We start from the raw sequence: 14,624 nt of genomic DNA on the forward strand, positions 1-14,624 counted from the left end.
TCCCCGGGGCCCTGGCCCCCGGGGCCGGTCAGCCGAAGTCGTACGCCTCCACCTCGGCGAGGTACCGCGCCCGGCGCGGCTCGTCGTCGTCCAGGAACGACGCCTCGAAGGAGTTCCGCGCCAGCTCCCGCAGCTGCTCCGGCGCGAGGCCCAGCGCGTGGCGCACCCCGTCGTAGTTGTCCCCGACGTACCCGCCGAAGTACGCCGGGTCGTCGGAGTTCACCGTCACCAGCAGCCCGGCCGCCATCATCGCGGGCAGCGGGTGGTCGGCCAGGGTGTCGACGACCCGGAGCCGTACGTTCGACAGGGGGCACAGCGTCAGCGGCACCCGCTCGCGGGCGAGCCGCGCCACCAGCTCCGGGTCCTCCATGCAGCGCAGGCCGTGGTCGACCCGCTCCACGCCGAGGACGTCGAGGGCCTCGCGCACATAGGCGGCCGGGCCCTCCTCGCCCGCGTGGGCGACGCGCCGCAGCCCGAGCCGAGCGGCCTCCTCGTACACCTCGCGGAACTTCGCCGGCGGGTGGCCGACCTCCGCCGAGTCGAGGCCGACGCCGGTGATCCGGTCCAGATACGGCTTCGCGGCCTCCAGGGTGGCGAGCGCCGACGCGGCGGACTCGTCGCGCAGGAAGCACATGATGAGCCGGGTGGAGATCCCGTACCGCTCCTCGGCGCGGTCGAGGGAGGCGGCGAGCCCCTCGACGACCGTGCCGAGAGGAACGCCGCGGGCCGTGTGCGCCTGCGGGTCGAAGAAGATCTCGGCGTGCCGGACGCCCTGCGCGGCGGCCCGCTCCAGATAGGCGTCGGCGAGCGCGGTGAAGTCCTCGGCGGTGCGCAGGACGGCCATCAGGCCGTAGTACAGGTCGAGGAAGGACTGCAGGTCGTCGAAGCGGTACGCCCGGCGCAGCTCGTCGGTGTCCGCGTACGGCAGGGTGACGCCGTTGCGGGCGGCGAGCGCGAAGGCCAGCTCGGGTTCGAGGGTGCCTTCGATGTGGAGGTGCAGTTCGGCCTTGGGTACGGGCATGGGGGGTGTCTATCTCTTCGGTACGGGGACCCTCATGAGGTCCTGGGCAATGCTCAGTTCGCCCGCGTACCCGGCGGCCCGCGCCTGGCGCTCGAACGCCTCCGGGTCGGAGTAGCGCTGCGAGAAGTGGGTGAGGACGAGGTGGCGCACCCCGGCGTCCCGGGCGACGGCCGCGGCCTGACCGGCGGTCAGATGGCCGTGGTCGACGGCGAGACGGACGTCCTCGTCGAGGAAGGTCGACTCGATGACGAGCATGTCGGCGCCCTCCGCGAGGGCGTGCACGCCGTCGCAGAGGCGGGTGTCCATGACGAACGCGAAGCGCTGCCCGCGCCGGGTCTCGCTCACCTCGTCGAGGGTGACGCCGTCCAGGGCGCCCTCGCGCTGGAGGCGCCCCACGTCGGGGCCCTTGATGCCGAGCGCGGCGAGCCGCTCGGGGAGGATGCGCCGGCCGTCGGGCTCGACGAGCCGGTAGCCGTACGACTCGACGGGGTGCGAGAGCCGGTACGCCTCCAGCGTGTACGAGTCGGTGACGGCGAGCGGCCCGTCCCCGGCCACCGGCGTCTCGGCGATCTTCACGGTCTCGCGGTAGGCGGTGGCGTACCGCAGCCGCTCGAAGAAGTGCTGCCCGCTCGCGGGGTAGTGGGCGGCGACCGGGTGCGGGACCTGGTCGAGGTTGATCCGCTGGATCACCCCGGCAAGGCCGAGCGAGTGGTCGCCGTGGAAGTGCGTGACGCAGATCCGGTCGAGGTCGTGCGCGGCCACCCCGGCCCTCAGCATCTGCCGCTGGGTGCCCTCGCCGGGGTCGAAGAGGATGCCCTCGCCGTCCCAGCGCAGCAGGTAGCCGTTGTGGTTCCGGTGCCGGGTCGGCACCTGGCTCGCCGTGCCGAGGACGACCAGCTCGCGTACGGACACGTCCGTCTCCCGCCCGTTCCGCTTATCCGGGCGGCCAGTTGAGGCCGCGGCCGCCCAGCACGTGCGCGTGCGCGTGGAAGACGGTCTGCCCGGCGCCGGTGCCGGTGTTGAAGACGATGCGGTAACCGCTGCCGTCGACCTTCTCCTGCGCGGCGATCTCCCCCGCCTCCCGCAGCACGTCGGCGGCGACGGCCGGCGCGGCGGCGGCCAGCGAGGCGGCGTCCGGGTGGTGCAGGCGCGGGATGACGAGTACGTGCGTGGGCGCCTGCGGGTTGATGTCGCGGAACGCGACGGTCGTCTCCGTCTCGCGCACGATCGTCGCCGGCACCTCCCCCGCCACGATCTTGCAGAACAGACAGTCGCCCTGCGGCTCTCCGGCCATTGGCCCTGCCCTCCTCACGGTCCGTCGGTCACTACCCGCGCATGCTATCGGCCGCCGGTCCCCCGGCCGTCGTCCGGTCAGTCCTTCGGCGCGCGCCGGTTCAGGGCCGTGCGGCTCACCCAGTAGGTGATGATCACCGCCCAGAACAGCGGCGCGCCGAGCCCGCCGACCACGCCCGCGTCGAAGGACCACAGGGCCATCGCCGCCACCGAGTACAGCCCGAGCAGCGCCACCGCGGCCGCCATCGCCAGCACCGGCCGGCAGCCGCGCGCCACGAGCAGCAGCGGGCGGCGCAGCCGCGGCGGAACCCGGCGGGTCATCCACAGCGCCCAGCCGCCCCAGGCGCCGACGAGGACGGCCGCGCCGATCAGGAACGGCACGACCGCCCCGGCCCCGGTCGCGCCCGTGCGGGCGGGGGCGGAGCCGAGCGCGGCGGCGAAGAAGCCGAGCAGGGCGACCCAGCGGGCCCCGGCGGCGGTGCTCCACGCCATGGCCTCCAGGTTGTAGCGCGCCTTGCGGTCCTGGACGTCGAGCGCGGCGGAGGCGACGAAGCCCTCGGCGGCCTGCGTCCACGCCCCGCGCCGGAACCAGCGGCGCCGCAGCCGCAGCAGCGACAGGTTGTTGTGGGCCTCGCTGCTCTGCGGGTTGAGCCGCAGCGCCGTCTCGTACGCCCGCTGCGCGGTGGCGTGGTCGCCCCGCCGCTGGGCGGTGAGACCGACCAGGAAGTGCGCCGCGTCCTCCTCGGGCCCGAGGGTGACGGCGGCGCGCGCCGCCTCGTACGCCTCGACGGTCCGTGCGGGCGTACGCGTGTGCTCGCCGTGCTCGGCGAGGGCGGTGCCGAGCGCGTAGTGGCTGCCCCAGAAGTTCGGCGCGAGCGCGACGGCGTGCCGGCCGGCCGCCTCGGCCTCCGCGTACCGCTTGAGGGCCAGCAGGATCTGGGTGCGCATCAGCCAGGCCATGAGCAGCTCGGGCCGGGCCCGCAGCGCCTGGTCGACGGCGGCGAGGGCGGCCGGGTGCTTCTCGGCGCGGTGGTGGCAGCGGGCGAGCAGCACGAGGGCCTCGGCGTCCTCGGGGTCGGTCGCCAGGTGCTGGGCGACGAGGGCCCCGGCCTGCGCGTACCGCCCGGCGTCGTACAGCGCCTCGGCCCGCGCGAGCGCGGTCGGGGTGCCGGGCGTGCCGGGGGTGTGCGGCGGGTGCGGCGTGCTGGGCGTGGTCACAGCTTGCGCTTCCGCTTCAGGTAGGCGAGGAGGTCGTCGTAGAGGCCGCCCTCGTTGGCGAACATGGCGACGTTCCGGGCGGCCGCGAACCACGGCTCGGTCGACGGCCTGATCTGCTTGGCCGCGCCCAGCAGGTCCTTGGTGGAGATGAGGCGTACGGAGCCGCTGCGGGCGGAGTCGAGGAGCGCGGCCTCGGCGGCCGTCTCGCAGACGTGGGCGAGGTCGGCGCCGGAGAAGTCCTCGGTGGCCTTGACGAGTTTGCCCAGGTCGACGGCCTCGATGGGCCGCTCGCGCAGGTGGTAGCGGAGGATCGCCTCGCGCGCGGCGGCGTCCGGCGGCAGCACGAGCAGCGTCCGGTCGAGGCGGCCGGGGCGGCGGAGCGCGAGGTCCACGTCCCAGGGCACGTTGGTGGCGGCGAGGACGAAGACCCCTTCGTTGCCCGCGCCGCTCGCGATGCCGTCGAGTTCGGTGAGGAGCTGGTTGACGACGTTGCGCAGTCCGCTGTGGTGGGTGCGGGAGCGCTTGCCGCCGAGGGCGTCGAGCTCGTCGAGGAAGACGACGCAGGGCGCCTGGCGGCGGGCGGTCTCGAAGATGTCGTGGATGTTCTTCTCGGAGGCGCCGATCCACATGTCGAGGACGTCGGAGAGCGACACGGTGAGGAAGTTGGCGCCGAGCTCGCCCGCGACGGCGCGGGCGATGAAGGTCTTGCCGCAGCCGGGGGGGCCGTAGAGCAGCAGCCCGCCGCGCAGCGACTTGCCGTACAGCCTGCGCAGTTCGGGGTTGCGCATGGGCGCGAGGAAGGCGGCCTCCAGGCGCTCCTTGACCTCCCGCATGCCGCCGACGTCGGCCAGGCGTACGGCTCCGGGGGCGTCCACGTCCCAGGCGGCGGCGTCCCCGGCGGTGCCCTCGCCGTCTGCGGCCTGCGGCCCGTCGAGGAACCGGGGCCCGACGAGGTCCCGCACCTGCTGCTCGGCGGCGGCCCAGTCGAAGGCGGGCGCCTCGGGGGCCGGGGCCTCGGGCGTCTCGGGGGCCTCGGGCGTCTCCGGCGCGGGCGCGGGGGCCTGCGGCACCGGCGCGGGGGCGGGGGCGGGCGGCACGGGCGCGGGGGCCTGCGGCATCCCCATGGCCCGGACCATGAGCGTCCGGGCGGCCTCGTCCCCCGGCGCGTGCTGGAGCGCGACGGCCGCCTCCGCGACGGCCTCGTCGTTCCGGCCCTCGGTGAGGAGGAGCTCGGCGAAGTGGAGGCGCAGGGGCACGTCGTCGGGCGCGGCGGCGACCGCGGCGCGCAGACTGCGGATCAGGGGGGACTCGTCGGCCATGCGGGCCAGCCTAGAAAAGCGCCCGGGCTCCCCGCCCACCGCCCCCGCCGTCCACCCGCGGGCAGCCCCTAGGCTCACCGCATGAGCCGACGTGCACGCGCGCCCCGCAGGTTGACGGTGGACGGCGAGGTGTGGCTGTGGAACACCGCCCACAGCCACCGCCGGGGCTGCCGCACGTACGTGACGCTGCGCCGGGCCGAGCGCCGCAACGCGCTGCTGCGGCTGGTCTTCGACGGCGGGCCCGGTCGCGTCACGGCGGGCTTCCCCTACGGGGTGGGCGAGGTGGCGGCCGTCGGCGGCGGCCACCTGAACCTCAACACACCGGGAGCCGTCCGCGCCCTCCTCGACCTGGCGGCCGCCCGCGGCCTCCTCCCGACGGCCGACGGCCCCCACGAGGTGGACGGCTGGCCGCTCTTCGACGAGCTGACCGCGCCGGAGGAGACGACCTAGCTCCAGCGGCCGGTGCGGGCGAGGACCAGGGCCGTGGCCGCCGTGCCGGCCGTGGAGGTGCGCAGGACGCTGCGGCCGAGGCGGTACGGGCGGGCGCCCGCCTCCTCGAAGACGGCCAGCTCCTCCGGGGAGACACCGCCCTCGGGTCCGACGACCAGGACGATCGAGCCCTTCGCGGGGAGTTCGGCGGTGGCGAGCGCCCCGCTGGGGTGGTCGCGGTCCTCGTGCAGGACGGCGGCGAAGTCGGCGGTCGCGAGGAGCGCGGCGACCTGCTTGGTCGACATCTGGTCCGCGACCTCGGGGAACCGGGTCCTGCGCGACTGCTTCCCGGCCTCGCGGGCGGTGGAGCGCCACTTGCCGAGCGCCTTGAGACCGCGGTCGCCCCGCCACTGGGTGATGCAGCGGGAGGCGGCCCACGGCACGATCGCGTCGACGCCGGTCTCCGTCATGGTCTCCACGGCGAGTTCGCCCCGGTCGCCCTTGGGCAGCGCCTGGACGACGGTGACGCGCGGCTCCTCCGCCGGGTCCTCGTGGACGGCCGAGGCCTCCACGGTCAGCCGGTCCTTGCCCTCGACGGCCGAGACGACGCAGTCGGCCCAGCGGCCCCGGCCGTCGGTGAGGACGACGGCCTCCCCCGGCTCCAGCCGCTTCACGGAGACGGCGTGCCGTCCCTCGGGCCCGTCCAGGACGAACTGCCGGGTGTCGGGGAGGGAGTCGACGACGAAGACGGGTGCGGTCATGAGGCGCTCCTGCGGTCCAGCTCGGAGAGTGCGGTGTCGAGTTCGGCGGCCAGCACCTCGACGAGCTGCCCGGCGGGCAGCTCGCGGGCGAGCCGGTGGCCCTGGCCGGCCCACAGGGCCATGCCCTGCGCGTCGCCGGCGGTCGCGGCGGCTTTGCGCAGCGGGGCGGTGAGGTGGTGGATCTCGGGGTACGCGGCGGGGGCGTACGGCCCGTGCTCGCGCACGAACCGGTTGACGAGCCCGCGCGCCGGGCGCCCGGAGAAGGCCCGGGTCAGCTCGGTGCGGGTGAAGAGGGGGTCGGTCAGGGCCCGCTTGTGCAGGGGGTGGGCGCCCGACTCGGGGCAGACGAGGAACGCGGTGCCCAGCTGGGCGGCCTCGGCGCCCGCGGCGAGGACGGCGGCGATCTGGGCGCCGCGCATGATGCCGCCGGCGGCGACGATCGGCAGCGCGACGCGTTCGCGGACCCGGGTGATCAGGGTCAGCAGCCCGGTGCCGGGGTCGCCCTCGTCGGAGGAGTCGTCGCGGTGGGTGCCCTGGTGGCCGCCGGCCTCGACGCCCTGGACGCAGACGGCGTCGGCGCCCGCGCCCTCGGCGGCGAGGGCCTCGTCGGCGGAGGTGACGGTGACGATCGTGTACGTACCGGCGCGGGCGAGGGAGGCGAGGGTATCGGGCGCCGGGCAGCCGAAGGTGAAGGAGACGACGGGCACCGGGTCCTCCAGGAGGATGGCCAGCTTGGCGTCGTACGCGTCGTCGCGGCCCTCGTCGGTCTCGCCGAGCTGCGTCTCGTACCAGGTCGCCTCGCCAGCGAGCTGGTGCCGGTAGACCTCGACGGCCGCGGGGTCGGCGGGCCGCCCGCCGGAGGGCATGAACACGTTGACGCCGAACGGCCGGGCGGTGAGCCGGCGCACCTGCTTGATCTCCTGGTAGAGCCCGCCGGCCGTCTTGTACCCGGCGGCGAGGAAGCCGAGCGCCCCGGCCTCGCAGACGGCCCCGACGAGCTCGGGACAGGAGGCGCCACCCGCCATGGGGGCCTGCACGATCGGAAAGCGCGAGAGATCGTTCAGTGCGGTGGTGGACATACGGGCATCGTGTCATGTCGCCCCCGCGGGCAAGGAAAAGGGGCGGCACCGGAGTGCCGCCCCTGATCCCGAACGTGACTGCTCAGCGCCCGTTGAACGCGTCCCGCTGTGTCGGGACCTCAGCGCCCGTTGAACGCGTCCTTCAGGCGGGAGAACAGGCCCTGCTGTCCCGGCTGGAACTGGCCCGTGGGGCGTTCCTCGCCGCGCAGCTTGGCCAGTTCGCGCAGGAGCCGTTCCTGCTCGGCGTCGAGCTTGCTCGGCGTCTGGACCTCGACGTGGACGATGAGGTCGCCGCGCCCGTTGCCGCGCAGGTGCGTCACGCCGCGCCCGTGGAGCGGGATCGACTGGCCGGACTGGGTGCCCGGGCGGATGTCGATCTCCTCGACGCCGTCGAGGGTCTGCAGCGGCACCTTCGTGCCGAGCGCGCCCGCGGTCATCGGGATGGTGACCGTGCAGTGCAGGTCGTCGCCGCGCCGCTGGAAGACCTCGTGCGGGGTCTCGTGGATCTCGACGTACAGGTCGCCGGCGGGGCCGCCACCGGGGCCCACCTCGCCCTCGCCCGCGAGCTGGATGCGGGTGCCGTTGTCGACGCCGGCCGGGATCTTGACCGTGAGGGTGCGGCGGGACCGCACCCGGCCGTCGCCCGCGCACTCGGGGCACGGGGTCGGGACGACGGTGCCGAAGCCCTGGCACTGGGGGCAGGGCCGGGAGGTCATGACCTGGCCCAGGAAGGACCGGGTGACCTGGGAGACCTCGCCGCGGCCGCGGCACATGTCACAGGTCTGGGCGGACGTGCCGGGGGCCGCGCCCTCACCCGAACAGGTGGTGCAGACGACCGCCGTGTCGACCTGGATGTCCTTGGTGGTGCCGAAGGCCGCCTCGTTGAGGTCGATCTCCAGGCGGATCATGGCGTCCTGGCCGCGGCGGGTCCGCGAGCGCGGTCCGCGCTGCGAGGCCGTGCCGAAGAACGCGTCCATGATGTCCGAGAAGTTGCCGAAGCCGCCGGCTCCGAAGCCGCCCGCGCCGCCGCCGCCCGAGGCGGAGAGCGGGTCGCCGCCGAGGTCGTAGACCTGCTTCTTCTGCGGGTCCGAGAGGACCTCGTAGGCCGCGTTGATCTCCTTGAACCGCTCCTGCGTCTTCGGGTCCGGGTTGACGTCCGGGTGAAGCTCGCGGGCCAGTCGGCGGAAGGCCTTCTTGATCTCGTCCTGGGACGCGTCGCGGCGTACGCCGAGTACGGCGTAGTAGTCCGTGGCCACTTACGACTCCGCCAGGATCTGTCCGACGTAACGTGCCACTGCGCGTACCGCTCCCATCGTTCCGGGGTAGTCCATGCGGGTCGGTCCGACCACGCCGAGTTTGGCGACTGCTTCGCCGCCCGAACCGTAGCCGACCGAGACGACGGACGTGGAGTTCAGTCCCTCGTGGGCGTTCTCGTGCCCGATGCGTACGGTCATGCCCGATTCCTTGGCCTCGCCGAGGAGCTTGAGGAGCACGACCTGCTCCTCGAGGGCCTCCAGGACGGGCCTGATCGTCAGGGGGAAGTCGTGTCCGAAGCGGGTGAGATTGGCGGTGCCGCCGATCATCAGCCGCTCCTCGTGTTCCTCCACGAGGCTTTCGAGGAGGGTCGCGAGCACGGTGGAGACCGTGGCGCGGTCCTCGGGCTCCTCGAAGGACTCGGGGAGGTCCTGCACCAGCTGCGGCACGTCGGCGAAGCGACGGCCGACGACCCGGCTGTTGAGCCGGGCCCGCAGGTCGGCGAGGGAGGTCTCGCCGAAGGGCGCCGGGCAGTCGATGACCCGCTGCTCGACCCGGCCGGTGTCCGTGATGAGGACGAGCATCAGGCGGGCCGGGGCCAGCGAGAGCAGCTCGACGTGCCGGACGGTCGACCGGGTCAGCGAGGGGTACTGGACGACGGCGACCTGCCGGGTCAGCTGGGCGAGCAGCCGGACCGTCCGGCCGACGACGTCGTCGAGGTCGACCGCGCCGTCCAGGAAGTTGTGGATGGCCCGCCGCTCCGGGGTGGACAGCGGCTTGACGCCGGCCAGCCGGTCCACGAAGAGGCGGTAGCCCTTGTCGGTGGGGATGCGGCCCGCGCTGGTGTGCGGCTGGGCGATGTATCCCTCGTCCTCCAGGACGGCCATGTCGTTGCGCACGGTGGCGGGCGACACGCCGAGCTTGTGGCGTTCCGTGAGCGCCTTGGAGCCGACGGGCTCCTCCGTGCCGACGTAGTCCTGGACGATGGCGCGCAGCACCTCGAGTCTGCGTTCGCTGAGCATGGCGCACACCTCCAGCTGTCGTCGTTCCCGGTTGCTCCGCTTTTGGCACTCGACCCGTCCGAGTGCCAGGAATCCCCCGGCCAGTGTACGGCCGGGCCCGTCGCTCCTGGCAAGGAGGCGGACCCGCTAGCGTCGCCCCATGGAGATCGACTGGGCAGCGTGGGGATGGGAAGGGCTCTCGGACGGGGTGGGCAGGCGACGGCTCCCCGGCTGGGACGCGACGGCCGGACTGGTCCTGGGAGAACGGGCCGTACTGCTCTACGACACCGGCTCGACCCTCGCCGAGGGCGCCGGGCTGCGGGAGCAGATCGAGGGGCTGACCGGCGGCCGGAGAGTGACGCACATCGCACTGAGCCATCCGCACTTCGACCACGTCCTCGGCACCGCGGCGTTCGCGGGAGCGGAGGTCTTCGGCGCGGTCGGCGTGGACGGGCTGCTGCGCCGGGCGGGCGAGCGCGAGGGGCTCCTTGCGGACGCGGTACGGCAGGGGGTGGACGCGCGGGCCGCCGAGGAGGCCGTCGCGGCCCTGGTGTCCCCGGGCCACACGGTCACCGGCGAGTGGACGCTCGACCTGGGCGGCCGGCAGGTGCTCCTGGCGAACGTGGGCCCCGGCCACACCGGCCACGACCTGGTGCTCCTGGTGCCGGGCGAGCGCGAGGTCGTGTTCTGCGGGGACCTGGTGGAGGAGTCGGGCGAGCCGCAGGCGGGCCCGGACGCGATCCCGTCCCGCTGGCCGGACGCGCTGGACCGGCTCCTCGCGCTGGGCGGCGAGGACGCGGTGTACGTGCCCGGGCACGGGGCGGTGGTCGACGCCGCGTTCGTACGACGCCAGCGCGATGAACTGGCACGGCGCTTCTCCGTGGCCTAACGTCGCCCGAATGCGCAGCTACAACCCGGATCTGACGCCCCCTTGGAAGCGTTCCGCGCCCGTACCCGAGGTCCCGGCCGACCTCGACCTGGTGGTGGAGGAGGTCGCGACGGGCTTCTGCGGGGCGGTCGTCCGCTGCGAGGCGGGCACGGTGACCCTGGAGGACCGGTTCGGCAAGCACCGGGTCTTCCCGATGGACCCGCGCGGCTTCCTCCTGGAGGGGCGGGTCGTCACGCTCGTCCGCCCCGCCCCCGGCGGCCCGGCCCGCCCCGCCCGTACGGCCTCCGGCTCGATCGCGGTCCCGGGCGCGCGGGCGCGGGTGGCCCGTGCGGGCCGCATCTACGTGGAGGGCCGCCACGACGCCGAGCTCGTCGAGCGGGTGTGGGGCGACGACCTGCGGATCGAGGGCGTGGTCGTGGAGTACCTGGAGGGCGTGGACGACCTCCCGTCGATCGTCGCGGAGTTCGCCCCGGCACCGGACGCCCGGCTGGGGGTCCTGGTGGACCACCTGGTGCCGGGCTCGAAGGAGTCCCGCCTGGCCGCGCGGGTGACGGGCCCGGACGTCCTGGTGGTCGGCCACCCCTACATCGACGTCTGGGAGGCCGTGAAGCCGTCCTCCCTGGGCATCCCGGCCTGGCCGAAGGTCCCGCACGGCCAGGACTGGAAGACGGGCGTGTGCCGGGCGCTCGGCTGGCCGCACGAGAACACGGGCGCCGTCTGGCAGGCGATCCTGGACCGGGTCCACTCCTACAAGGACCTGGAACCGGCGCTCCTCGCCCGGGTGGAGGAACTGATCGACTTCGTCACGGCCGGGCCCGGCTAGGCCGTCTCTTCCGGATCTCGCCGGGCTCCCGACGCCCGGTGTCGCGAGCCCGGCCCGATCCGGAAGAAGCGCCCTAGTCCACCAGGTCCCGCACCACGGCGTCGGCGAGCAGCCGTCCCCGCAGGGTCAGCACCGCGCGCCCGGCTTCGTACGGCCCGGCGTCGAGAAGCCCGTCCGCACGCGCCCGTGCGGCCGCCGCGAGCCCCGCCGGCCGCAGCAGCGACAGCTCGACGCCCTCGCGCAGCCGCAGCTCCAGCAGGATGCGCTCCACGCGCCGGTCCTCGTCCGAGAGGACCTCCCGGCCGGCGCCCGGTGACTTCCCGGCGCCGAGCGCGGCGGCGTACGCGCCCGGGTGCTTCACGTTCCACCACCGGACGCCGCCCACGTGCGAGTGGGCGCCGGGGCCGGCGCCCCACCAGTCGGCGCCGCGCCAGTACAGCTCGTTGTGGAGGCAGCGCCCGGCCTCCGAGGTGGCCCAGTTGGAGACCTCGTACCAGGAGAAGCCCGCCGCCTCGAAGGCCTCCTCGGCGATCAGGTACCGGTCGGCGTGCACGTCGTCGTCGGTCATCGGCACCTCGCCGCGCCGGATGCGGCGTGCCAGCTGCGTGCCCTCCTCGACGATCAGGGCGTAGGCGCTGACGTGGTCGGGTCCGGCGCCGATGGCCGCGTCCAGGGAGGCCCGCCAGTCGTCGTCGGACTCGCCGGGGGTGCCGTAGATCAGGTCGAGGTTGACGTGCTCGAAGCCCGCCGCGCGCGCCTCGGCGACGCACGCCTCGGGGCGTCCGGGGGTGTGGGTGCGGTCGAGGACCTTGAGGACGTGCTGCCGGGCGCTCTGCATCCCGAAGGAGATCCGGTTGAAGCCGCCGGCCCGCAGCTCGGCGAGGTAGGCGGGGTCGACGGACTCCGGGTTGGCCTCGGTGGTGACCTCGGCGTCGTCGGCGAGCCCGAACTCGTCACGGATCGCCCCCAGCATCCGTACGAGGTCGCCCGCGGCGAGCAGCGTCGGCGTCCCGCCGCCGACGAACACGGTCCGCACCGGCCTGGGGTCGTCGCCGAGGACCTTCCGGGCGAGCCGGATCTCCTCGACGACCTGTCCGGCGTAGTTGTCGCGGGAGGCGAGCACGCCGCCCGCACCGCGCAGCTCGCTCGCGGTGTACGTGTTGAAGTCGCAGTAGCCGCACCGCGTGGCGCAGTACGGCACGTGCAGATAGAACCCGAGCGGTCGCTCCCCCGCCCCTCGCAGGGCGTGCGCGGGCAGCGCCCCGTCCTCGGGCATGGGCTCACCATCGGGCAGTACGGAAGGCATGAGCCCATTGTCCCGTACTGCCCGCGGTGGCTCCGCGGCCGCCGTGGGCCCTGGCCTCGCGGCCGTGGGCGCGGGCAGCCTCGCGGCCGTCGGCTCAGGCCTCGCGCGACCCGGCGTACATCTCGTCGATGAGGTCCTTGTAGGTCCGCTCGACCACGGGTCGCTTGAGCTTCAGGGACGGGGTGAGCTCGCCGTGCTCGATGTCGAGGTCGCGCGGCAGGAGCCGGAACTTCTTGATCGTCTGCCAGCGCTGGAGGCCCTCGTTGAGGCGGTCGACGTACCCCTGGATCAGCTTCTGCGTCTGGGGCGCGGCGACGACCTCGGCGTACGGCTTGCCCGCGAGGCCGTGGTCGGCGGCCCAGCCGAGGATGGCGGGCTCGTCGAGGGCGATGAGCGCGGTGCAGAAGTTCCGGTCGGCGCCGTGGACGAGGATGTTGGAGACGAACGGGCAGACGGCCTTGAACTGGCCCTCGACCTCGGCCGGGGCGATGTACTTGCCGCCGGAGGTCTTGATGAGGTCCTTCTTGCGGTCGGTGATCCGGAGGTAGCCGTCGGCGGAGAGTTCGCCGATGTCCCCGGTGTGGAACCAGCCGTCGGACTCCAGGACCTCGGCGGTCTTCTCCGGCAGGCCGTGGTAGCCCTCCATGATGCCGGGACCGCGCAGCAGGATCTCGCCGTCGTCGGCGATGCGGACCTCGGTGCCGGGGAGCGGCTTGCCGACGGTGCCGGTGCGGTAGGCCTCGCCGGGGTTGACGAAGGAGGCGGCGGAGGACTCGGTGAGGCCGTAGCCCTCCAGGATGTGGATGCCGGCGCCGGAGAAGAAGTAGCCGATCTCGGGGGCGAGGGCGGCGGAGCCGGAGACGCAGGCGCGCAGGTTGCCGCCGAAGGCGTCGCGGATCTTGGCGTAGACGAGGGCGTCGGCGACCTTGTGCTTGGCGGTGAGGCCGAAGGGCGCGGAGGCGGTGCCGGTGCGGCGGAAGTTGTCCTGGGTGACCTTGGCGTACTCGCGGGCGACGCCGCTGGCCCACTGGAAGATCTTGTACTTGGCGCCGCCGCCGGCCCGCGCCTTGGCGGCGACCCCGTTGTAGACCTTCTCGAAGATGCGGGGCACGGCCGCCATGTAGCTGGGCTGGACGACCGGCAGGTTCTCGATGATCTTGTCGACGCGGCCGTCGACGGCGGTGACGTGGCCGACCTCGATCTGGCCGGAGGTCAGCACCTTGCCGAAGACGTGCGCGAGCGGCAGCCAGAGGTACTGGACGTCGTCCTTCGTGACGAGGCCGGTGGCGGCGATCGCCTTGGCCATGTACGACCAGTTGTCGTGCGGCAGGCGGACGCCCTTGGGGCGGCCGGTGGTGCCGGAGGTGTAGATGAGGGTGGCGAGCTGGTCGGAGGAGATGGCCGCGACCCGCTCCTTCACGGCCTCGGGGTGCTTCTCCAGGTACGCGGCGCCGCGCGCCTCCAGGTCGGCGAGGCTGAGGACCCACTCGTCGGAGGTGTCGACGCCCTCGGCGTCGATGACGACGACGTGGTGGAGGCCGGGCAGGTCGGCGCGGCGCTCGACGGCCTTGGCGAGCTGGGCGGCGTTCTCCGCGATCAGCACCTTCGACTCGGAGTCGGAGAGGATGAAGGCGGACTCGTCGGCGTTGGTCTGCGGGTAGACGGTGGTGGTGGCGGCGCCCGCGCACATCACGCCGAGGTCGGCGAGGATCCACTCGACCCGGGTGGAGGAGGCGAGGGCGACGCGCTCCTCGGCCTGCACGCCGAGGTCGACGAGGCCGGCGGCGATGGCGTACACCCGCTGCGCGGCCTGGCCCCAGCTGAGCGACTTCCAGTCGTCGGGACCCTCGCCCGCGGTGGCCACCGGATAGCGGTAGGCCTCGGCATCGGGGGTCCGCTCGACGCGCTCAAGGAAGAGGGTCGCCACGGAGGGCGGCCGGTTCTCGATCAGGGTCTGTGTGTCGCTCACGACGTCCTCCGGGCGGCGGCGGTGCCTACGGGTGGTGCGTAACTAACTGGCGAGTAACCTTCGAGCCGGGTTCAGAGTAGAGGCCGGAAAGCCGCCACGTAAGGGGCTGCGGATAACGAACGGGCCCACGTGCGCTGCGCACGTGGGCCCGTCCCATGCACACGTCCGTGCACGAATCAGTGCACACGTCCGCGCGAGTCAGCGCCTGAGGAGGTACCCGTCCCGGCCGGGTTCCTCCCGCTTCTCGCCGCCCTACTTCTTC

General features: G+C 73.8%; 14 protein-coding genes. 3 read left to right on the plus strand and 11 right to left on the minus strand.

Annotated features, from left to right (window positions below; genetic code table 11):
• Positions 1-28: 28 nt before the first annotated feature.
• The 5 genes from ACWDVG_RS00770 to ACWDVG_RS00790 form a co-directional block, all read right to left on the minus strand.
• On the minus strand, positions 29-1,021 hold the full coding sequence (locus tag ACWDVG_RS00770; protein ID WP_451694800.1) for an adenosine deaminase: 993 nt from the start codon (positions 1,019-1,021) through the stop codon (positions 29-31).
• 9 nt (positions 1,022-1,030) lie between these two features.
• Complete coding sequence (locus ACWDVG_RS00775; RefSeq protein WP_451694801.1) at positions 1,031-1,933, minus strand: ribonuclease Z; 903 nt, start codon at positions 1,931-1,933, stop codon at positions 1,031-1,033.
• A gap of 22 nt (positions 1,934-1,955) precedes the next feature.
• The gene (locus ACWDVG_RS00780; RefSeq protein WP_451694803.1) at positions 1,956-2,315 is read right to left on the minus strand and encodes a histidine triad nucleotide-binding protein; all 360 of its coding nucleotides are present in this window, start codon (positions 2,313-2,315) and stop codon (positions 1,956-1,958) included.
• 77 nt (positions 2,316-2,392) lie between these two features.
• Positions 2,393-3,532, minus strand: a complete 1,140-nt coding sequence (locus ACWDVG_RS00785) for a tetratricopeptide repeat protein (RefSeq protein ID WP_451694805.1) — start codon at positions 3,530-3,532, stop codon at positions 2,393-2,395.
• Complete coding sequence (locus ACWDVG_RS00790) at positions 3,529-4,851, minus strand: ATP-binding protein (protein WP_451694806.1); 1,323 nt, start codon at positions 4,849-4,851, stop codon at positions 3,529-3,531. The genes ACWDVG_RS00785 and ACWDVG_RS00790 overlap by 4 nt, the downstream gene beginning before the upstream one ends.
• An 81-nt stretch (positions 4,852-4,932) precedes the next feature.
• Here ACWDVG_RS00790 and ACWDVG_RS00795 point away from each other — a divergent pair, with 81 nt between their 5' ends.
• Positions 4,933-5,301, plus strand: a complete 369-nt coding sequence (locus ACWDVG_RS00795) for a hypothetical protein (RefSeq protein WP_451694808.1) — start codon at positions 4,933-4,935, stop codon at positions 5,299-5,301.
• Here the strand turns inward: ACWDVG_RS00795 and ACWDVG_RS00800 are convergent.
• From ACWDVG_RS00800 to hrcA, 4 genes are all read right to left on the minus strand, one after another.
• Positions 5,298-6,041 carry a 16S rRNA (uracil(1498)-N(3))-methyltransferase gene (locus ACWDVG_RS00800; RefSeq protein ID WP_451694810.1) on the minus strand — a complete coding sequence of 248 codons (744 nt, stop codon included), beginning with the start codon at positions 6,039-6,041 and terminating at the stop codon, positions 5,298-5,300. The genes ACWDVG_RS00795 and ACWDVG_RS00800 overlap by 4 nt on opposite strands.
• Positions 6,038-7,120 carry a nitronate monooxygenase gene (locus ACWDVG_RS00805; RefSeq protein WP_451694812.1) on the minus strand — a complete coding sequence of 361 codons (1,083 nt, stop codon included), beginning with the start codon at positions 7,118-7,120 and terminating at the stop codon, positions 6,038-6,040. Before ACWDVG_RS00805 ends, ACWDVG_RS00800 begins: the two co-directional genes overlap by 4 nt.
• A 119-nt stretch (positions 7,121-7,239) precedes the next feature.
• Complete coding sequence (gene dnaJ, locus ACWDVG_RS00810; protein WP_451694814.1) at positions 7,240-8,376, minus strand: molecular chaperone DnaJ; 1,137 nt, start codon at positions 8,374-8,376, stop codon at positions 7,240-7,242.
• Complete coding sequence (hrcA, locus tag ACWDVG_RS00815; protein ID WP_451694816.1) at positions 8,377-9,396, minus strand: heat-inducible transcriptional repressor HrcA; 1,020 nt, start codon at positions 9,394-9,396, stop codon at positions 8,377-8,379.
• A gap of 139 nt (positions 9,397-9,535) precedes the next feature.
• Between hrcA and ACWDVG_RS00820 the strand changes: the two genes are divergently transcribed.
• Both ACWDVG_RS00820 and ACWDVG_RS00825 read left to right on the plus strand, forming a co-directional pair.
• The gene (locus ACWDVG_RS00820) at positions 9,536-10,264 is read left to right on the plus strand and encodes an MBL fold metallo-hydrolase (protein WP_451694817.1); all 729 of its coding nucleotides are present in this window, start codon (positions 9,536-9,538) and stop codon (positions 10,262-10,264) included.
• A 10-nt stretch (positions 10,265-10,274) separates the two neighbouring features.
• Positions 10,275-11,087, plus strand: coding sequence for a DUF3097 domain-containing protein (locus ACWDVG_RS00825; protein ID WP_451694819.1), 813 nt, complete (start codon positions 10,275-10,277; stop codon positions 11,085-11,087).
• Between the two features lie 73 nt (positions 11,088-11,160).
• Here the strand turns inward: ACWDVG_RS00825 and hemW are convergent, their stop codons facing one another.
• Together hemW and ACWDVG_RS00835 are read right to left on the minus strand one after the other, a co-directional pair.
• A complete protein-coding gene (gene hemW / locus ACWDVG_RS00830) occupies positions 11,161-12,393 on the minus strand; it encodes a radical SAM family heme chaperone HemW (protein ID WP_451694821.1) in 1,233 nt (410 codons plus the stop codon).
• Positions 12,394-12,487: 94 nt separating this feature from the next.
• Positions 12,488-14,362: an AMP-dependent synthetase/ligase gene (locus ACWDVG_RS00835; RefSeq protein WP_451694823.1), complete on the minus strand. Its 1,875-nt coding sequence runs from the start codon at positions 14,360-14,362 to the stop codon at positions 12,488-12,490.
• Positions 14,363-14,624 lie beyond the last annotated feature (262 nt).

The organism is Streptomyces sp. NPDC003327, assembly GCF_053589515.1.